We start from the raw sequence: 18,997 nt of genomic DNA on the forward strand, positions 1-18,997 counted from the left end.
CGTCGGGTGGTTCTCAGGTTCAACGCACCTGGGCGGGATTGAGTTTCACGCGGCGCAGGAGCTGGGCATTAAGCGCCACCACGATGGTGGACACGGACATCAGCACGGCGCCGGCCGCGGGAGACAGGACCACCCCTGCGAAGGCAAGCACGCCCGCGGCCAACGGGACGGACAACACGTTGTAGCCGGTGGCCCAGATGAGGTTCTGCCACATCTTCCGGTAACTGGCACGGGACAGGTCCACCATGGACAGCACCGCGCGGGGGTCATTGCCGGCCAGGACCACGCCGGCCGATTCCATCGCCACGTCCGTGCCGGCGCCGATCGCGATACCGACTTCAGCCCTGGCCAGGGCCGGGGAGTCGTTGACGCCGTCGCCCACCATTGCCACCTTCAGCCCGCGGCCCTGGAGCTCGGCGACTTACTTGTCCTTGTCCGCCGGAAGGACTTCGGCGAAGACCTCGTCAATGTGCAGCTCTTCGGCCACGGCCTGGGCCACCTGCCGGGCGTCGCCGGTGATCATGGCCACCTTGATGCCCCGGTTCTGCAGGGCGGCAACAGCCTGCCGGGATTCCGGGCGGACGGCGTCTTCGAGGCTGACGGCGCCCAGGACACTGTTCCCGTCGATCACGTGCAGCACGGCCGCTCCACGGTCCATCCAGGCCCGGGTGGCGCGGGCCAGGGGTTCAGGCTCGACGGCGCCGAGCTCGCGCAGGAGCGCGGGCCCGCCGACGTGGACCGTCCGTCCGTCCACGGTGTTGTCCGTGGCGACGGTCCCGGCCACCACTTTGTCTCCTGGAGCGCGGGGCACGGTTTTGGATTCGCCGGTGATCATGGACTCGTCGAACTCGGCCTGGCCTTCGACGACGGTGCCGTCGGCGGGCATACGGGCGCCGGAGCGGACCAGGACGATGTCGCCTTCACGAAGTTCGGAGACGGGTACGGTCTCCGTGCCAGCGTCGGTGATGCGGTCTGCTTCATCCGGGAGCAGGGCCGCGAGGGCGTCCAGGGCGCCCTGCGCGGAACCGAGGGCCCGCATTTCAATCCAGTGGCCCAGCAGCATGATCGCGACCAGAAGCGCCAGTTCCCACCAGAAGTCCAGATCGAATCCACCCAGGCCAAGGCTGGTGACCCAGGACGCTGCGAACGCAACGGTGATGGCCATCGCGATCAGCAGCATCATCCCGGGGCTCCGGGTCTTCAGTTCCTGCAGGCCGCCCTTGAGGAACGGCTGGCCCCCGTAGAGGAAAATCACCGTTCCCAGCACGGCCGGGATCCAGGTTGAGCCGGGGAACATCGGCGGCATGTAGCCCAGGAGGTGGCCGACCATTGGGCTGAAGTAGACCACGGGCACGGACAGGACCAGGGTGAGCCAGAACCTGTTCTTGAACATGGCGGTACTGTGCCCGGCGTGCTGCCCGTGGCTGTGGACCGCGTGGTCGTCGTCGTGAGCACCATGCTGCTGGTGGGCGTGACCTGCGTGATCTGCGGTCGGACTTGCCACCGCCGTCGCCTGGCCCGGTACGGGCTGCGGGGCCTGGTGCGCGGCGTGGTCCATGCCGCCGTCGTGATTGTGGTGGTTTTCCATTGTTGCCGTCCTGTGTGGGGAAGTCTTCCCTGAGGAAGCCGCCAGGGCTGCCCTCAGGGCGGGAGGTGGACTACCTGCTGGTGAGGCTGTACCCGGCAGCGGTGACGGCGTCCCGGACGGAGGTTTCCGTGTGCGGCCCGGAGACGCTCAGGCGTGAGGTCCCGCCGGCGACGAGTGCGACGGCGGCCGACGTCACGCCGTCGAGCGCGGAGACTGCCTTTTCAACGGTCTGGACACAGTGACCGCACGTCAGGCCGGTGACGGAGTACTCCGTACCTTCTGCCTGGGGTGACAGTTGCTTCGCTGAAGGGGTGGAGCAGCAACTGCACCCTGCAGTTTCAGCTGCAACGATTGGCAGTTCGGTCCGGACCTGGGGTGCACTCATATCAGTTCTGCTCTTTTGCAAGAGAGGTGTGATGAGGTGCTGGGGATGAACGGCTGTAAGGGCCGGAATTGCACGGGCCTGGACAAACCACTTCACTGGCAACACCCAAAGAATACCCCCATGGGGTATATTTTGCAATGTGTCGATGCCCACAGCTTCGGGGGAGCGGGCGGCCGCGCGCTCCCCTTACCGCCAGGACAGTCAGTTGTGGCTGGGCTCCCCGGTGACGGTGTGGTCGGCGTGGTTCAGGCCTTCCAGGACAAGCCGGGCAAGGTGGCCGTCCGCGATGCTGTAGACCACCCTGCGGCTGACTTTTTGTGTGCTGACGAGGCCGCTGAAGCGGAGCTTGGCCAGGTGCTGGCTGACTGAGGTCCGGGAGGCTCCGGTGCGTTCCACCAGGGTGGTGACGTCGGCCGGTTCCTGTGTCAGGAGCCAGAGCACGTGTAGGCGGGTGGGATCGGAGAGCATCCGGAACGTGGCCGTCGCGGCATCCAGCCGGCGGGCATCGGGAAGCCTGGGGTGGTGAAGGCTCGGTGTGTTGATGCCTTGGGCCTCTTCCACCGGATCACCCTTTCCTGCTGGCCGGTTCTGCGCCGGTCCTGGAGGCAGCCGGCCAGAATTTCAGGGCCGCTACTGTACTGATCATAGCCACCGCAGCCAGGACAGCGGCGGCCGCGGGCTGGCCGGCGGACGCGCCGATCCAGCCGGCTACCGGGTACGTGATGATGAAGCACGCATGGGAGAGGGAGAACTGGGCGGTGAAGATGTAGGCCCGCGTGCTTTCCGTTGCGGAGCGGCGCAGCAGCCGGGCCGAAGGGGTGCTGATCATCGAGGTCCCGGCCCCCAGGACAACCCAGAGCCCCAGCAGGATGTGCCATGGCCCGGCGGCGGCCAGCAGCACAAACGTGCCGGCGAGGCCAAGACCAAGAAGCGCAGCACCGGTCATCATCAACGAACGGTCGGCCAACCGGTCCAGCGCCCAGGGTGCGCTGAGCGCGACGGCCATCGAACCGGCGCCGAAACAGGCCAGGGCGATGGCGACGTCGGCGTTGGATCCTGCGAAAAGGTCCCGGGCATAGACCACGGTGTTGACCAGCACGAGGGCTGTAGCGGCCGCCACGGCCAGATTCAATGCGAGGAGGCCGCGTAGTTCCGGCGTCTTCGCAAAGATCCGAGCACCGAGGGTGGTGCGGCGCCAGAGTGATCCTTCCTGCTTCACGGCGGTGGCCGTGGGCAGCTGCGTGGTCACCACCAACACCGCAGAGAACACAAAGCCTGCCACGGTGCCGAGGAAAAGTTCGTGGAAGGACAGCACGGCCAGCAGTGCTGCGGCCAGGGCCGGGCTGATCAGGGATTCCAGGTCATATGCGAGACGGGAGAGTGACAAGGCCCGCGTGTACTGCCGTTCGTCGGGAAGCACCACCGGGATCAGGGACTGGAAGGCGGGCGTGAACGTGGCCGAGGCGCTCTGAAGGACAAAGACAAGCACATAGATTTGCCAGGCCTGATCCACCGTGGGCAGCAGCAGGGCGATTCCTCCACGGATCAGGTCCGCGGCCACCAGGACCGGCTTTTTTGGCAGCCTTTCCACCAGTGCCGCCATGACTGGCGCGACGAAGACGTAGGCCAGCATCTTGATCGTCAGTGCCGTCCCAAGCACGGCCCCGGCCTGCCCTCCCGCAAGGTCGAACGCCAGCAGTCCGAGGGCCACGGTCAGCAAGCCGGTCCCCAGCAACGCAACAATCTGGGCTGAGAAGAGCTTCCGGTAGGCGCGGACGGCCAGAACTTCGATCACGACAACCCTTCAATTGAAACAATACGTGCGTACCTATGCACCTATTATAGACGCAACGCCGGGGAGTGACGTCTAGGAGCCGCCGTCGTTAACGTGCGACGACGGCGCGCTGGGTTCACGGGGCGTTCAGGCGGGCGTGGCGCTGAGGGGATCGCCGGCGTCGGCCCGTTAACGAAACGTTCGCGGGACCGTCCGCTCGGTCGTCCAGGATGTCGAGCATCCGGACGAACTCGCGGTGAAGGTGGTCACCGCAAGCCCGCCGGGCACCACCTGGTCCAGCCCTGCCTGAAGCAGCCGTTCGACCATGGGGGAGCGGCAAATGTTGCCGGTGCAGGCCGTCAGGGTCCTCACGGGTGCCGGGGCAGATGCGGGGTATTCCACGGAACTTGGCCCGAACCTCCCGGCTGCTGACGATGCCGCCTGCGGCGTCCTGCGCTGAGCGCGCACCTCCCCACCCTTCGGGCCCCAGCAAAGCTAAACCCCAGTGCCCTGCAGGGCCAACCTCGAACGGGTGCACAGGAAATGCTTGGTCACCAGCTCTATTTCCCGAACCTAGACTAAGACTTGCTTACCGTCCTCCTGTTTTTAGATAAAGGTGTCTTTCTGTTCATTAGTGTTACGCGGGTCACAGAGAAGGAAGGACGCCGTAGCAATGACTGCAACAAAAGCACAAAACGTATCCCGGTCCTCAATAGGGGCCCTGCTTGCCTCAAGCTCGTCCTGGACCGAGCTGAAACGGGCCGCCGGAGAACTGCAGCAGATCCAGGTGAAGGACGGCTCGATACCTGATCCGGGGGACCATGACCGCGCCCTGTACGAGGTCGCCACGATCACGGCTTCAATCAGGGATTTGGCCCCCTCATTCCCGCACGATGCGGAGTATCTGGCCAGGCTCGAAGTTGACTTCGAGCGATGGGCTGCTTCCTCGTTCGAGGTCCCGGACTTCCTGGACTCTCTGCTAGCATTCCAGCCGCAGCAGCACCGAATCGACGGACTGCCGCATCTCGTAGTCTTCCCTATGTATACGCAGAACGGCAGCCCGAACCGTTTCGTGGAGGCCGTGCTGTTCGAAGTAGTGTGGCCGGAGTTCATCGCTGAACTCGAAGGTGCAGAGTATTCGAACCAGCTGTTCGTACCCATCCGCTTCATCGACTTCACACCGGGCTATGACACGAACTCGGCCGTGCTGTTTCCCGAGAGCGTAGCCGTCCGTGAAACCCCGCAGTTCACCTGGGGTGGTATTTTCGCGGATCGCGAGGCTGAGCGGTTCCGGAGGGTGGTGGCCGCAGCCGGCGACATCACGTCCCTCACTCTCCCTGACGGGGCGCGGCGGCTGCTTGATGACCCGCAGCTGGCCATGGAAACCTTCGTGATGTGGGATCTGATCCATGACAGGACGCACATGCGCGGGGATCTGCCGTTTGATCCGTTCATGATCAAGCAGAGGATGCCGTTCTTTCTCTACACCTTGGAAGAACTGCGGTGCGATCTGACGGCATTCCGTGAATCCGTCCGTATCGAGAGGGATGAGAACGCGCCGTCGGAGGTGCGAAACCACGCGAAACTCGTCCAGTATGCCGTCATCTTCGACCGGATTTTCCGGTTCGCGATAACAGGCAACCGGGTCCGTAATTACGACGGCCTTGGCGGTCAGCTCCTTTTCGCCTGGATGCACCAGCACAAGGTGCTTCATTGGACGGACTCGAAACTGTCTATCGACTGGTCGGAAGCGCCCGAAGTAGTTATCGAACTTGGCAAGCGGATCGAGGAGCTGTATTGGCGTTCAATTGACCGCCCGAAAACCGCTCACTGGCTTGCGGCCTATGAATTCATCAGCGCGACAGTCACCCCGAACCCCGCATCCCTCTGGGCCAAGGGGCCCGAGGCGCTGGCCCTTGACGGCCCACCTCGGGGCCTGACCGACCAGGTGCTTGATGACGAGTTCCCACTTTCAATGTTCTACGAAGCACTGGAGAAAAAGATGAGAAACGTCATCGAATCCACGGCCGGAATCACAGGTGAGCCCAACGGCGGCAACAGCCGCAAGGCTGCGGCATGATGGCTCCCGACGGACCCAGGACCGTCATGGTGGCCGGCTCCACCAGCGAGGCCGGGACCGCCGTCGTATCGGCCCTCAGCGCCGCCGGATTCCGCGTCGCCGCCGTGGACCTGGACACTGAACGCGTGCAAAACCTCGCGCGGTCCTGCCCCAACGTCACCGGCTACACCTGCAACCTCGCAGAACCCGCGGCCGTCCGGGAACTGGCGTCCTCGGTCCGCCGGGACCTTGGACCCCTCGATGGCCTGATCCACCTGGTGGGCGGCTGGCGCGGCGGCGACGGAATACCGGGGCAGCAGGACTCCGACTGGGACTTTCTGCACACCAGCGTCCTGACGACACTGCGAAACACCAGCCGCGCCTTCTACGACGACCTTGAAAAGTCCCCGGCCGGCCGACTGGCCATCGTGTCTGCCCAGGCAGCTGCCAATCCGTCCGCAGGTGGTGCCGCCTACGCAGCGATCAAGGCCGCTTCCGAGGCCTGGACGCTGGCGGTGGCCGACGGCTTCCGCAGCTCACAATCCGGCGGCACGAACCACCGGCAACCGCAGCGGTCAGCTGCCGTCGTGTTCGTGGTCAAGGCCCTCGTCGACGACAAGATGAAGGCTTCCCAGCCAGACCGGAAATTCCCGGGATTCACCCATGTGAAGGATCTCGGAGCCGCTTCGGCCGCCCTGTTCAGCGGGTCCGCTGCCGAACTCAACGGTTCCCGCCTACCCCTGGTCTGATCTTTCTACCTATCCCTGCCGGGAACCAGACAGGGCGATCGACCAAGCGCCAGTACAGGCGCGCCCGCACGCCGACCTGCGTGCAGGCGACAGATAGAAAACAATCCCATTCATGGGCCACACCAACCAAGAGGTAAACAATGTCGTTTTCTCCGTCCAAGAGGACAAAGGCACTGGCGGGTCTCGCCATCGGCCTTCTTTCTCTGACCGGTTGCACCAATGCATCACAGACCTCGGGGGGAGCTGCCCCGGGTTCCACTGGCTTCGATCCCGCCTCTGTGGCCAGGGACGATGCCCTCGCCGCGAGCGTCCCTGAGGCCATCAGGAGCAAGGGAACCCTCACGGTGGGTGCCGACACATCCTACGCACCTGCCGAATCCCTGGGCGGCGCCGATGGCCAGACCCCGGTGGGCTACAACGTGGATTTCGCCAAGGCCATCGGGGCGACCCTCGGCCTGAAGGTCCGGGTCCAGACGTCGGAATTCACCGGAATCCTGCCCGCTCTCGGTGCCAAGTACGATCTGGGAATCTCCTCCTTCACCATCAACGCGGAGCGTCTGAAGGCCGTCAACATGGTCAGCTACTTCAATGCCGGCACGTTGTGGGCCGTCCAGAAGGGCAACCCGAAGAATTTCAGCGTCGATGACATCTGCGGCAAAACGGTGGGGGTGCAGACCGGCACCACGCAAGAGGCCCCCGACGTCTCCGCCCGCTCCAAGGCATGCACGGATGCCGGAAGACCCAGCGTCAACGTCGTCACTTTGAAGACGCAGTCAGATGTAACCACCCGTCTGGTGAACGGCAGCATCGACGCCATGGCCGCTGATTCCCCCATCATCGGCTATGCCCTCTCCCAGACCGGCGGCAAGCTGGAGGCCCTGGGCGATGTTTACGCTGCGGCACCGCAAGGTATCGCGGTCGCTAAGAGCGACACCGCCCTGTCCGAGCTCATGAAAAACGTCATGAACAAACTCATCAGCGACGGGACCTACGGGAAAATCCTGGACACCTGGAGCAACACCACGGGCGCCGTCACGAAGTCTGAATTGAACCCGGCGGTAGACAATTGAGCACGCTCGCACCCACCGATACCCGCGACCGCATGACCGGTGCCGCGCACCGGAAACCGGAACTGATCAACGCCGTTCCGGTCCGCCATCCCGGCCGCTGGGCCGGCGCCGTCCTCATCCTGCTGTTCGCCGCGCTGCTGGGCCAAAGCCTGGTCACCAATACCAATTTCCGCTGGGACATCGTCGGCACCTACTTCATGGACGTGCTCGTCATCCAGGGCATCGGCTGGACGCTGCTGCTGACAGTCCTCTCGATGGTGATCGCCATCGTGCTGGCCATTCTCCTGGCCTTCATGCGCCAGTCGGACAATCCCCTGTTCCGCGGCGTGAGCTGGACCTGGGTCTGGTTCTTCCGCGGCACGCCGGTCTACACCCAGCTGGTGTTCTGGGGCCTCATTTCCGTTCTTTATCCCAAGATCGCCCTGGGGATTCCGTTCGGACCGGAACTGTTCAGCTTCAGCACCCAGGACGTGATCACCGCCTTCATGGCAGCAATCCTGGGACTGGGGCTGAACGAGTCGGCCTATCTGGCCGAAATTTTCCGCGCCGGCCTGAATTCCGTCGACTCCGGCCAGATGGAAGCCGCCGAAGCCTTGGGGATGCGCAAATCCAAAATCATGTGGCGGATCATTCTGCCCCAAGCCATGCGCGTCATCGTGCCACCCACCGGCAATGAGACCATCGGGATGCTCAAGACCACCTCGCTGGTGCTCGCGGTGCCATTCACCCTGGACCTGACATTCGCAACCAACGGGATCGCCAACCGCAGCTACCTGCCCATTCCGTTGCTGATCGTGGCCGCCCTCTGGTACCTGGTGATCACCAGCATCCTGATGGTGGGCCAGTACTACGTTGAGCGCCACTTCGGAAAGGGCGTGGACAACCTCGTCCCTGCCCCGGTCAAGCCGATCCCGGCGGTCGCCGCAGCCAAAGCAGCCAAAGCACCCAAAGAAGAGGATGAGCTACCGTGACCATCACCAACGACGTCATGACGAAGGAGACCCTCGTCCGTATGGACGGGGTCCACAAGTACTTCGGAGAGCACCATGTGCTCCGCGGGATCGACATGACGGTCCGGCAGGGCGAGGTCGCCGTCCTCATCGGCCCGTCCGGGTCCGGGAAGTCCACGTTGCTGCGCTGCATCAACATGCTGGAAACCATCAGCGCCGGCCGGATCCACGTCCGCGAAGAACTGATCGGCTACCGCGAGACCCGCGGCCGCCTGCATGACCTGACCATCAAAGAGATCGCCGCCCAGCGTCGGGAGATCGGCATGGTCTTCCAGCGCTTCAACCTCTTCCCGCACCGTACGGCGCTACAGAACATTATCGAGGCGCCCACCCAAGTCAAGCGGCAATCCAAGGTGAAGGCCAGATCACGCGCAATGGAACTTCTGGACCGTGTGGGTCTCGGAAACCACGCCAATCACTATCCCGCGCAGCTCTCCGGCGGCCAGCAGCAGCGCGTGGCCATCGCCCGTGCATTGGCGATGGAGCCTGAACTGATGCTCTTCGACGAGCCGACCTCGGCCCTGGACCCGGAACTCGTGGGCGAAGTGCTCAACGTGATGAAAGACCTGGCCAAGTCCGGCATGACTATGATCGTGGTGACCCACGAGATCGGCTTCGCGCGCGAGGTCGGAGACACCCTGACCTTCATGGACGGCGGCATCGTCGTCGAAAGCGGCAAGCCGCGCGACGTCATCGCCAACCCGCAGCAGGCCCGCACCCAGGAGTTCCTCTCCAAAGTTCTCTGACGGCTGAACCCAGGCGGTCCGGGCGTGATGTGCGAAGCGGTTCATGCCCGGACCGGCATTGGTGTCTACGGACGGGTCACTTGAGCCACGCCTCGACAGTATGGGATGGCGTCGCCCGTGACGTGTTCCACGGTGCGAAGGCAACGATCGGATTAGCCTGAACCTCTGGAACATCGTCGTCTGCGACGGGGAGTCACCGATCTCGCGTTCACCGTTCGAATTCGGTCGGGGATGTCAACGCCGGTCGTCGATCACGGCCGCGCGGTCCGCGAGGCAGGCTGGGCAGCAACCCGCGTCCACCCGCGGAACAAAGACGGCTGGTGATGGCCGACGACGGCGCGGACGCCGGTGCCGACAGCCCGGACACGGGGAAGCCTGAGACGCGAGGCTTTGCGGTTGCGCGCCGGCTGGTGGAGCGCCCCGGCGATGCGTCGAGCGAATCGGAGTAGCCGCAGGTCAGAGACGCCGGCGCGGCGGCGCTCTGGCTATGATCGAGCTACTGGGTTCTAATCTGAGGGGGAACACTGGCCGATGAGTGCCGTCACTGTCGCGCGCAACGTCCGCGTCGCTATCTGGACTATTTTGGGGGTCCTTGTCGCTGGGGGCCTGATCTGGTTCGCCGTGTTTACCGCGAACAAACCCGCTACGCCCGTGCCACCGGCGTCCGCTGATCCCGCGGTTGTGAGGGAAGACAGCCACCGGCTCACCACCCCGGCGGCCGAGAAAGCCCAGCTCGTTGAGTTCCTGGACTTTGAATGCGAAGCCTGCCGCGCCGCCGAGCCCTTGGTGAGCCAACTGAAGAAGGACTACGGGGACCGGATCACCTTCGTCCACCGCTACTTCCCGCTGCCGGGCCATCTGAACTCCGGCACCGCGGCCCTTGCCGTCGAAGCGGCCGCGCGCCAGGGCCACTACGAAGCGATGGTCACGAAGCTTTTCGCGACCCAGCCGGAGTGGGGCGGAAAGCAGGACTCCCAGGGCGCCCTCTTCCGGACGTATGCCGAAGGGCTCGGCCTCGACATGGCAAAGTTCGATCAGGACGTTGTGGCCGAGGACGCCAAGGAACGGATCCGCCGGGACATGGCGGACGGCAAAACGCTCGGCGTCACCGGCACTCCAACGTTCTTCCTCGACGGCAAAAAACTCACCCTCAACACCGAAGCCCAGTTCCGGCAGCTGCTCGACGACGCCGTTAAGTAACACCGCCAGTTAACGCTGCTAAGCAGCGGCGCCGAGGTGGCGCCGGGCCTACGCCCGCAACTCCCGGTCAATCCGTTCCATGCGGGCCCGCACCAACTGGAAACGCGCGTCCCCAGGGCCGGTCAACCGTGCCAACGCGGAAGCGGCGGCGATGTCGCCCGCGCCCATGTCACTGGCGCACCAGCGTGAGATCAGGTCGGCGTCTCCGCTTGAGCGGACCGACGCCGCAACAGCCTCATTCAGTTCGTCACGCATCAGCTCCACGGCCAGGTTCGTCGAACGGTTGAGCAGGCGGGCAGGGTACGCCGCCAACGCTTCGCCGAGGCGGCCGGCCCGCAAATACCCGGCCACTGCGTCGGCGTCGGACACCACAGTCACGGCGGCGGCAAAACGGTACGGATTGGGCTCCACCACGGCACCCCCTGAGACCGTAAACGGCATAGCCGGGGCTTGGCTGGCGCAGTTCGACGAGGCGCTGCGCAGCCACAACACCGAGGCCGCACTGGAATTGTTCGAGGAGGAATCGTATTGGCGCGACTTCGTATCCTTCACCTGGAATCTGAAGACCCTTGAGGGCAAGGACCGGATCAGGGAGATGCTGGACGCCACACTCAAGGATGTCCAGCCAAGCAACTGGACCCTGGCCGAGGACGCCACCGGGGACGCTGCCAGCACCGAGGCGTGGGTCAATTTCGAGACCTCGCAGGCCCGCGGCTACGCCCATCTGCGCCTGCGCAACGGCAAATGCTGGACCCTGCTCACCACCATGCAGGAGCTGAAGGGCTTCGAGGAGAAGAAGGGTGCCAACCGTGAGAAGGGCGTGGCGCACCACATCAGCAAGGGCCGCAAGTCCTGGCTGGAACTGAAGGAGGAGCAGGAAGCCAGGCTCGGCTACGAGGACCAGCCCTACACGGTGATCATCGGCGGCGGGCAGGGCGGGATCGGCCTCGGCGCCCGGTTGCGCCGGCTCGGCGTGCCCACTCTGATCATCGAGAAGAACGAAAAGCCCGGCGACTCCTGGCGCAACCGGTACAAGTCCCTGCACCTGCACGACCCCGTCTGGTACGACCACCTGCCGTACCTGAAGTTCCCGGAAGACTGGCCCGTGTTCGCGGCCAAGGACAAGATCGGCGATTGGCTGGAGCATTACACCCGCATCATGGAGCTGAACTACTGGTCCAGCACCGAATGTACCAACGCCCGCTACGACGAGGACGCCCAGGAATGGGTCGTCCAGGTCATCCGCGACGGCGCACCGGTCACCTTGCGTCCCAAGCAGCTCGTCTTCGCCTTGGGCGTCTCGGGTTACCCCAACGTGCCGGCGTTCGACGGCGCCGAGAGCTTCCTGGGGGAGCAGTACCACTCCTCCAAGCACCCTGGCGGCGGCGACTGGACGGGCAAGAAGGCCGTGGTGATCGGGTCGAACAACTCGGCCCACGACATCTGCGCCGACCTCTGGGAACACGGTGCCGACGTCACCATGATCCAGCGCTCGTCCACCCACATCGCCCGCAGCGAGTCCCTCATGGACCTGGCCCTCGGCGACCTCTACTCGGAGAAGGCGCTGGCCAACGGCGTCACCACGGAAAAGGCCGACCTCCTGTTCGCATCACTGCCGTACAGGATCCTCCCGGAGGCCCAGATCCCGGTCTACCAGGAGATGGCAAAGCGCGACGCCGGCTTCTACTCCCAGCTCGAAGCGGCGGGTTTCGAGCTGGATTTCGGAGTGGACGGCTCGGGGCTGTTCCTGAAGTACCTGCGGCGAGGCTCCGGCTACTACATCGACGTCGGCGCCTCCCAGCTGATCATCGACGGCCGCGTGAAACTGGCCAACGGCCAGGTCAGCAAGATCACCGGCAACGCCGTGGTCATGGACAATGGCACGGAGTTGGAAGCCGACGTGATCATCTACGCCACCGGCTACGGTTCGATGAACGGCTGGCTCGCGGACCTCGTCTCACCCGAGGTGGCGGACAAGGTAGGCAAGTGCTGGGGCTTCGGCTCTGAAACGCCCAAGGACCCTGGCCCCTGGGAGGGCGAGCTGCGGAACATGTGGAAGCCCACCAACGTGGAGAACCTCTGGATCCATGGCGGAAACCTGCACCAGAGCCGGCACTATTCCAACTACCTGGCCCTGCAGCTCAAGGCCCGGCTGGAGGGGCTGCCCACCCCGGTGTTTGAGCTTCAGGCATCGCACCACACCCGCTGATAACCACCCGCTCAGGCGACGCATCGAGATCAGGAGGATTCTTCACGTGATGGGCCGCAAACGGCTCTACCCTCGAAGGTGTTGGCGCAGTCCGGGGATGGCAAAGTCGACCTTCCCGTAGCCGGCAGACTCGATCAGTCCGGCTGCGATGAGCCTGTTCCGGTACTTGGAGACCAGATTGGGTTTGGATTTGATGATGTTCCCGATCTGGGCAGCTGACGAAGGGCCATCCTGCTGGGCCATCGCATCGAGGAACTCACGGTCCTTATCGGAGATGTCCGAAAGTGCCGACTCGACAACAACCAGGGTGTTTCGTCGCAGCGCGGCCGCGATGGCAGTGCGGACCCCGCTCTCATCCAACGTCCAGCCGGACTTGCCAGCCTCCATCCAGAGGTAATAGCCGACGAGCTGAATGAGGAACGGGTAGCCCTCTGTGGCCGCCGCCGCCTCGCTGAGCAGCTCCGGGGAGACGCCGATGCCTCCTTCACTGAATAGTTCCCGGTAGGAGGCGGTGACTTCGGCGACGGCCGCTTCGTGCAGGTTGATCCTGTCGGCCCGCCGCAGGAAGGTGGCTACGCCTTCGTTGAGCAGATCGGACACGGCCGAGGGGAGGCCGGCGAAGATCAGGCCGATCGGCAGACCGTCGCGAATGAAGTGTTGGACGTCGGCGGCCAACTGAGAGATTTCTGTACGGTCGACGGCATGGATTTCGTCAATAGTGATGACCAGGCCCGTTTGTTTGGCGTCCAACAGTCGCAGGAGTTCCTCGCCGGTCCTGCGCCAATCCGGAACACGTTCCTGGGGTAATTGTGTCGTCAACCCGAACCCTGCGGCGGAGAAAGCCGTGATCTTCCGCGTCGGCGGACCGTCCCCGAACTCGTCTGCAAGTCGTAGCATGTCGTCGCCGATCTTTGCCAGGAATCCCGGATTGGCCGTTCGGGAGATCACGGCCCATCCGTGATCTCTGGCGATCGCCTCCGCGGCACCGAGCATTACGGTCTTGCCAATGCCCCGGGATCCCGTAATGATCGTGAGCAGCCCCGGAGCACCTGATCCCTGTTGCAAGCCGTATTCGAATTCGTCCAGCAGCCCGGCTCTGCCGATTAGGTCCGGAGGGGTGGCTCCGGCAGTGGGTTTGAAAGGATTCTGCACAGACGCCTCCGGGTGAAACCTGGTGAAAGTGGTGAAAGTGGTGAAACTTCGACCAGCCTAGCAGTCCGGGCTCGGTAGTTGATGCTGAGGCTCGCCAGGTTCGCGCTGGCCATTCCGACCCGCTCAAGCCGTTCCTGAACGCTTCGACCAACTCCGCGTTCCGCGCCAGCGCCCGGCGCAACACGCCTTCAGGAAGGCCACCTCCGGGTCGGTTTCGATCGCTGCTGCGGCTCCCTTAGGAACGAGGTCCCGCAGGGTGCACGTACGCCCTCCTCGCCGAGGCTGGGCAGGACGTCGGCGACGTAGGCCCGGTAGGGCCGGCGGACCGATGAACAGCACGCCGCTGTTGCGCTGGCTGCCGCCGTGGCCAATGCGGGGGTCGGAATAGAGGAGGTAGGCGGAGCGGTGCAGAGCGACCACGGATTTCCCCGTGCCTGGACCGCCGTCGACCACGAGCGCACCGCGGGACGACGCGCGGATGATGGTGTCCTGGTCTGCCTGGATGGTGCCCAGCACATCCTGCATCCGCGCAGACCGGCTGCTCCCCAGGCTGGCGATGAAGGCGGAAAGGTCTTCGAGGGCCGCGTTCCCTTCAACCGCACCTGGCGTGAACACCTCGTCCCAGTAGTCGCTGATCCTGCCGCGGGTCCACCGATACCGTCGGCGGCTGGCCAGGCCCATCGGGTTGGCGTGGGTCGCCCCGAAGAACGGCTCGGCCGCCGGGGAACGCCAATCGATGAGCGGCCGCCGGCCGTCGCTGTCCGTGAGGCCAAGACGTCCGTATACGGGGTCGAGACCGAAGTCGCCAGCCAGTTGCTCGTCTGTGCTGGCGACAACCCGGAACGAATCCGCGCCGAAGCGGCCCTTGCTGCCCTGATCCCTGCCTCTTCCGGGAAGACCAGCAGGCACCGCCTCAGCCGTGGCGGGACCGTGCCGCTAATTCGGCCATTCACCGCGTCGTGCTCGTCCGCATGAGGCATCACGACACCACCCGGGCCTACGTTCTCAAACGCAACCAGAAGGCCTCAGTAAGCGCGAAATCATTCGATGCCTCAAACGCTATGTCGTCCGAGAAATACACCGAACGCTCGTCCGACATATTCCTCCGGCACCAGCAGCCCCGCGCCTTGACAGTCAATAGGAGCATCGCGCTTACTGGTCAGTATGCGCACGGGCCCGTAGTCTAAGGCCACCCGCGTGTGTCGTGCACCACAGACACGCAGCACTGAATCCCTTGCCTGACCAGAAGTCCTGAACGCAACGCCGCGTCCAGAACCCGGAGAAAGCCGGCGCGGTTCCTTCCGCGTCCAGGAGGATCACCATGACAGGTACATTCGAGCTCTTCCACGACGAGGACAACCACTTCAGGTTCAGGCTCACGGCTCCCGACGGGACCGTAATGGCCCTGTCGAGGCCATTCCCTGACAAAGCCGCCGCCGTCGCCGGCATCACCGCCGTCCGCGAATACGCCGGCATGGGCCTGATTACCGACCTCTGCCCCGACATCCCCCTCCACAGCCGATCCGCTAAAACCCAGCCCGCGACCCGGAACACGGCTCAACCGCAGCGCCCCGCGGGTCCAGGGCACAGCGCACACGGCCGCGAACCCTCCTGGCACAAGGCTGCCTGAACCGTACCCGGGCCACTCCCCAGTGATTATGCCAGTGTGAGTTGGTACCACTTTCGCAGTCTGTTTGGGACCCCCTGACGGCTCGTCGGGAGATGAATCGCAGTTTCAGCTGAACCCGGAGTTGGCACCCGGGCACACCACGATCTGGTTTTCACCGTCGCGGTCCACCACGATCAGCGCCGTACCTTGAACGTCACGGACGAGGGGTGACGACCGTGGCGGATCCGGTCGGTATCAGTCACCGACGGCGTCGCGGCCGCGTCGCACGATGAGGGGGTCGGGGGTTTGAACCACCGAAGGGTCCTTGTCGTCGTATTCGAACTGGTTGAGGAAGAATCGCATGGCGTTGATCCGGCCCCGCTTCTTGTCATTGGACTTGATCGTCATCCAGGGCGAGTGGTCTGTGTCAGTGCGCAGGAATGTCTCTTCCTTGGCCTGTGTGTATTCCTCCCACCGGTCCAGGGATGCCAGGTCCACGGGTGAGAGTTTCCAGCGCCTGACTGGGTCGATCTGGCGGATCGCGAACCGGGTTCGCTGCTCGTGTCGGGTCACGGAAAACCAGAATTTGGTCAAGTGGATTCCGGAGTCCACCAGCATCCTTTCGAACACCGGGGCCTGGTCCATGAACGTGGCGTACTCCTCTTTGGTACAGAAACCCATGACCCGTTCCACGTTCGCCCGGTTGTACCAGGAGCGGTCGAACAGCACGACCTCCCCTGCCGTGGGCAGGTGCTGGATGTAGCGCTGGAAGTACCACTGGCCCTGTTCACGGTCTGACGGTTTGCTCAGCGCCACGGTACGGGCCGAGCGGGGATCCAGATGCTCGGTGAAGCGCTTGATGGTCCCGCCCTTCCCGGCGGCGTCGCGGCCCTCGAAGACGACCACGTGTCTGAGGCCGTGGTCCTGGCCCCAGTACTGGAACTTCAACAACTCGACCTGCAGCCGGTATTTCTCCAGCTCGTATTCCTCCCGGGACATCCGTTCCTCATAGGGGTAGTCCTCGCGCCAGGTCTCCACGGCCGAACCACCAGGATCGATCAGCTCGGGGTCCTCGCCCTGCCCACCGCGCACCGTGTACCCCAACTCCACGAGACGATCAATGGCCTCACGCAGGTTATCCCTGACCCACCACGGATCCACCGGCGTCCACGTCTCGCCTTCCAGCATCACAAGCCCTCCTTCTGTGCCGCCCGCCTGGCCCAGCGCTATGGACTGACCCAAACCGGAAGGTCTGGAAGCTCACCAGCATCGACCCAGGCGGACCGACCTCAGTCGTCCCGATCCGAGTGATTTTCGCGATCTCGAAGTCGAGCTTCCTTTTGATGGTGCTCCAGCTTCATTTCCGCATCCCTCCGGCGGGAACCGATCGCCCGCAGCTGGCCCGCCGTGGGATGGCGGCGCTCCCGCTCCCAGGCGTGGTCATTGACCCCCTACCGGGAAGAACCGCGTCTGCGTTTTCGTTGGCATTTTGACTCATATCGGGATGATCTCACGAACCCGATCGCCGGAAAAGTGCCCGACCCCGGTAGCCGCCGTTAGGGTGGACCCGTCCTAAAATTAAGGCAGACCCGGCGACAGAGCCCTGGTTGTTCCCCACAACAACCAGCAGCGACTCGCCCCCAGCCCGCTGCCGGTCCTGGACTCCACCCCGGACCCATGCGCGTCAGCAGGCCCGGTGAGGCACATTCACAGGGCGTCCGCGCCCAGGAACTGACAGACCAAACGCTGCGCTGTCCCGGCGGGCGAGCGAAGCAACCCAACAAATCCATCAGTTGCAGCAACAGCTCTCGGCACTGTCGACGGATCTGGATGCCGCCCACCCTGTAAATCGCTCCCGTTGTCCGAGTTGTGCCGACGTCGGCATAATCCGAATCGATCCCGATGATCGGGAACGGGAACGCCGCGGTGGCTTCCTTGATCGCGGCGAACACCCATTTCTGGGCCTTGTTCCTGACCGACCGGGTCTCGGTCCACCCCGTGGAAATGTCAGTGATCGTCAGGGTGAAGCAGAACTGACCCTTGGAATTGCCGCCCTCGTGGCCGACCAGATCAATCTCCACAAACCCGGGCACCGCATCGTCCCATTCGGCCCAGGTCCGCATCGGGATGGAGTCCTTGAGCAGTGTTCCGGGCTTGGTGTGGGAGCGGCCCCTGGGGTCGAGTTTGCCCCGGTCTGCCCTGAGCCGGCGGTCGATGGTGGCCGGGGCGATCTTCAGCAGCAACGCCGCCGTCCCGTCCTCGATACTCAGCTCCTTGAACCGGCGCAGCCGCGGAACCAAGTCCGGCAGCGCTGCTGCCAACAGACGCCCGCACGGGGTGCCCTGGACGGCCCAGCAGAACCGCAGCGCCTCGATCACGTCCTCGCCGTAGACCGGGGGCCTGGGCGGTCGGGGCTTGACCTGTTTGAGCGCCAGGGCCTGCCGCCTTCCGCGCATGGTCACGGTGCCAAAGCGTCAGGGCACACAGTTCGTCCAGGATGGTCTTCTTGGCGGCCCGGTCCGACCGGGCATATCGGAGGGCGGTGGTTTTCGTGACGGCCTTGCGTTCGCTCATCGGAAGCTCCATGGCTCACAGTGCCGGGCCGGCGGATACCATCCCAGCAGACGCGCCGCTACGCGGGCATTACCAAATGATTCTTCGATAGGCGCTACGCGGGCATCTTTGATGAGTCAACGCGACATCTTGCAAGGGTCCGAGAATCAGGCTAAGCTGTGAGCCGTGTCACTGACGAAGTGGCACATGCTTTTGATCTGCGGCGGGAGAGTCCTGCCGGTACGTTCAGCAGGCGCCGTAGGAGCAAATCCTCTCCGGGAATCTCTCAGGCCCACGTACCGCCGCGGTTAGGCAACTCTGGAAAGTAGTCCGGCAACGGGCTCACCGACGGTGCAAGCGTCACCCTGTAAAAGCAGGTGGGCGCGGAAACTCTCAGGTCCGATACAGAGCGGGGAGGAACCCGAATCAATGTGGCGTACCCAGCGCGCCACCTGAATTATGGAGTTCCTTCATGACAGTCCAGTCGTCCCCTTCCACCTTTGCCGATCGGCATATTGGTGCGCGCCGCCAGGCCGATATTGACACCATGCTCAAGGCCGTTGGCTATGACAGCGTTGATGGCCTCGTGGACGTTGCCGTCCCAGATTCCATCCGCCAGGCCAAGCCGTTGGCCCTCAAGGACGCCCTCAGCGAGGTTGAGGTCCTTGCGGAGCTGCGGAAGCTCGCGGCAAAGAACAAGACGGCTGTGCAGATGATCGGCCAGGGCTACTACGACACCGTGACGCCCGCGGTGATCCGCCGCAACATCCTCGAGGCCCCGGCCTGGTACACCGCCTACACCCCCTACCAGCCGGAGATTTCCCAGGGCCGGCTCGAGGCTTTGCTGAACTTCCAGACCATGGTCCAGGACCTCGTCGGCCTGCCGATCGCGA

Annotated in this window: 15 protein-coding genes, 4 pseudogenes and 1 riboswitch; of the genes and pseudogenes, 9 read left to right on the forward strand and 10 right to left on the reverse strand. The window is 64.2% G+C overall.

Annotated elements, in window-relative coordinates; translation table 11 throughout:
* Positions 1–19 precede the first annotated feature (19 nt).
* The 5 genes and pseudogenes from AC50YA_RS14290 to AC50YA_RS14310 all read right to left on the reverse strand — a co-directional run.
* A pseudogene (locus tag AC50YA_RS14290) lies at positions 20–1,588 on the reverse strand (HAD-IC family P-type ATPase).
* A 70-nt stretch (positions 1,589–1,658) separates the two neighbouring features.
* On the reverse strand, positions 1,659–1,973 hold the full coding sequence (locus AC50YA_RS14295; protein WP_494982925.1) for a heavy-metal-associated domain-containing protein: 315 nt from the start codon (positions 1,971–1,973) through the stop codon (positions 1,659–1,661).
* A gap of 201 nt (positions 1,974–2,174) precedes the next feature.
* Positions 2,175–2,534: an ArsR/SmtB family transcription factor gene (locus AC50YA_RS14300; protein ID WP_494982926.1), complete on the reverse strand. Its 360-nt coding sequence runs from the start codon at positions 2,532–2,534 to the stop codon at positions 2,175–2,177.
* A 4-nt stretch (positions 2,535–2,538) separates the two neighbouring features.
* Positions 2,539–3,768 carry an MFS transporter gene (locus tag AC50YA_RS14305; protein WP_494982927.1) on the reverse strand — a complete coding sequence of 410 codons (1,230 nt, stop codon included), beginning with the start codon at positions 3,766–3,768 and terminating at the stop codon, positions 2,539–2,541.
* Between the two features lie 240 nt (positions 3,769–4,008).
* Positions 4,009–4,119: pseudogene (locus tag AC50YA_RS14310) on the reverse strand (arsenate reductase/protein-tyrosine-phosphatase family protein); the annotation flags it as partial.
* 301 nt (positions 4,120–4,420) lie between these two features.
* Here AC50YA_RS14310 and AC50YA_RS14315 point away from each other — a divergent pair.
* From AC50YA_RS14315 to AC50YA_RS14340, 6 genes are all read left to right on the forward strand, one after another.
* Positions 4,421–5,827: a DUF6421 family protein gene (locus tag AC50YA_RS14315; RefSeq protein ID WP_494982928.1), complete on the forward strand. Its 1,407-nt coding sequence runs from the start codon at positions 4,421–4,423 to the stop codon at positions 5,825–5,827.
* Positions 5,824–6,555, forward strand: a complete 732-nt coding sequence (locus tag AC50YA_RS14320) for an SDR family NAD(P)-dependent oxidoreductase (protein ID WP_494982929.1) — start codon at positions 5,824–5,826, stop codon at positions 6,553–6,555. Before AC50YA_RS14315 ends, AC50YA_RS14320 begins: the two co-directional genes overlap by 4 nt.
* Positions 6,556–6,695: 140 nt before the next feature.
* The gene (locus AC50YA_RS14325) at positions 6,696–7,625 is read left to right on the forward strand and encodes an ABC transporter substrate-binding protein (RefSeq protein WP_494982930.1); all 930 of its coding nucleotides are present in this window, start codon (positions 6,696–6,698) and stop codon (positions 7,623–7,625) included.
* A 32-nt stretch (positions 7,626–7,657) separates the two neighbouring features.
* Positions 7,658–8,596, forward strand: a complete 939-nt coding sequence (locus AC50YA_RS14330) for an amino acid ABC transporter permease (protein ID WP_494982941.1) — start codon at positions 7,658–7,660, stop codon at positions 8,594–8,596.
* A 17-nt stretch (positions 8,597–8,613) separates the two neighbouring features.
* Complete coding sequence (locus AC50YA_RS14335; protein ID WP_494982942.1) at positions 8,614–9,381, forward strand: amino acid ABC transporter ATP-binding protein; 768 nt, start codon at positions 8,614–8,616, stop codon at positions 9,379–9,381.
* A gap of 531 nt (positions 9,382–9,912) precedes the next feature.
* Positions 9,913–10,581 (forward strand): DsbA family protein, encoded by a 669-nt coding sequence (locus AC50YA_RS14340; RefSeq protein ID WP_494982931.1) that lies wholly within the window; start codon positions 9,913–9,915, stop codon positions 10,579–10,581.
* A gap of 48 nt (positions 10,582–10,629) precedes the next feature.
* Here the strand turns inward: AC50YA_RS14340 and AC50YA_RS14345 are convergent, their stop codons facing one another.
* Entirely contained in the window at positions 10,630–10,995 is a 366-nt protein-coding gene (locus tag AC50YA_RS14345; protein WP_494982932.1) for a hypothetical protein, read from the reverse strand.
* Between AC50YA_RS14345 and AC50YA_RS14350 the strand changes: the two genes are divergently transcribed.
* Entirely contained in the window at positions 10,982–12,790 is a 1,809-nt protein-coding gene (locus AC50YA_RS14350; protein WP_494982933.1) for a flavin-containing monooxygenase, read from the forward strand. The genes AC50YA_RS14345 and AC50YA_RS14350 overlap by 14 nt on opposite strands.
* Before the next feature lie 66 nt (positions 12,791–12,856).
* Here AC50YA_RS14350 and AC50YA_RS14355 read toward each other — a convergent pair whose 3' ends face one another.
* Complete coding sequence (locus AC50YA_RS14355) at positions 12,857–13,942, reverse strand: DUF8462 domain-containing protein (RefSeq protein ID WP_494982934.1); 1,086 nt, start codon at positions 13,940–13,942, stop codon at positions 12,857–12,859.
* A 183-nt stretch (positions 13,943–14,125) separates the two neighbouring features.
* Positions 14,126–14,734: pseudogene (locus tag AC50YA_RS14360) on the reverse strand (AAA family ATPase); the annotation flags it as partial.
* A gap of 529 nt (positions 14,735–15,263) precedes the next feature.
* Between AC50YA_RS14360 and AC50YA_RS14365 the strand changes: the two are divergent.
* The gene (locus AC50YA_RS14365; protein ID WP_494982935.1) at positions 15,264–15,572 is read left to right on the forward strand and encodes a YegP family protein; all 309 of its coding nucleotides are present in this window, start codon (positions 15,264–15,266) and stop codon (positions 15,570–15,572) included.
* A 234-nt stretch (positions 15,573–15,806) separates the two neighbouring features.
* Here the strand turns inward: AC50YA_RS14365 and ppk2 are convergent, their stop codons facing one another.
* Together ppk2 and AC50YA_RS14375 are read right to left on the reverse strand one after the other, a co-directional pair.
* Positions 15,807–16,739: a polyphosphate kinase 2 gene (ppk2, locus tag AC50YA_RS14370; protein ID WP_494982943.1), complete on the reverse strand. Its 933-nt coding sequence runs from the start codon at positions 16,737–16,739 to the stop codon at positions 15,807–15,809.
* Between the two features lie 368 nt (positions 16,740–17,107).
* Positions 17,108–18,013, reverse strand: coding sequence for a hypothetical protein (locus AC50YA_RS14375; protein ID WP_494982936.1), 906 nt, complete (start codon positions 18,011–18,013; stop codon positions 17,108–17,110).
* A 305-nt stretch (positions 18,014–18,318) separates the two neighbouring features.
* Positions 18,319–18,416, forward strand: a riboswitch (glycine riboswitch).
* A gap of 160 nt (positions 18,417–18,576) precedes the next feature.
* Here AC50YA_RS14375 and AC50YA_RS14380 point away from each other — a divergent pair.
* A pseudogene (locus tag AC50YA_RS14380) lies at positions 18,577–18,997 on the forward strand (glycine dehydrogenase (aminomethyl-transferring)); the annotation flags it as partial.

This window comes from Pseudarthrobacter sp. RHLT3-21 (assembly GCF_059383495.1).

Excerpts from the sequence above, each read along its gene's own strand:
- AC50YA_RS14365 (WP_494982935.1), top strand. The coding sequence starts at position 15,264 with ATGACAGGTACATTCGAGCTCTTCCACGACGAGGACAACCACTTCAGG.
- ppk2 (WP_494982943.1), bottom strand. The coding sequence starts at position 16,739 with ATGCTGGAAGGCGAGACGTGGACGCCGGTGGATCCGTGGTGGGTCAGG.
- AC50YA_RS14340 (WP_494982931.1), top strand. The coding sequence starts at position 9,913 with ATGAGTGCCGTCACTGTCGCGCGCAACGTCCGCGTCGCTATCTGGACT.
- AC50YA_RS14315 (WP_494982928.1), top strand. The coding sequence starts at position 4,421 with ATGACTGCAACAAAAGCACAAAACGTATCCCGGTCCTCAATAGGGGCC.
- AC50YA_RS14325 (WP_494982930.1), top strand. The coding sequence starts at position 6,696 with ATGTCGTTTTCTCCGTCCAAGAGGACAAAGGCACTGGCGGGTCTCGCC.
- AC50YA_RS14330 (WP_494982941.1), top strand. The coding sequence starts at position 7,658 with ATGACCGGTGCCGCGCACCGGAAACCGGAACTGATCAACGCCGTTCCG.
- AC50YA_RS14335 (WP_494982942.1), top strand. The coding sequence starts at position 8,614 with ATGACGAAGGAGACCCTCGTCCGTATGGACGGGGTCCACAAGTACTTC.
- AC50YA_RS14320 (WP_494982929.1), top strand. The coding sequence starts at position 5,824 with ATGATGGCTCCCGACGGACCCAGGACCGTCATGGTGGCCGGCTCCACC.
- AC50YA_RS14295 (WP_494982925.1), bottom strand. The coding sequence starts at position 1,973 with ATGAGTGCACCCCAGGTCCGGACCGAACTGCCAATCGTTGCAGCTGAA.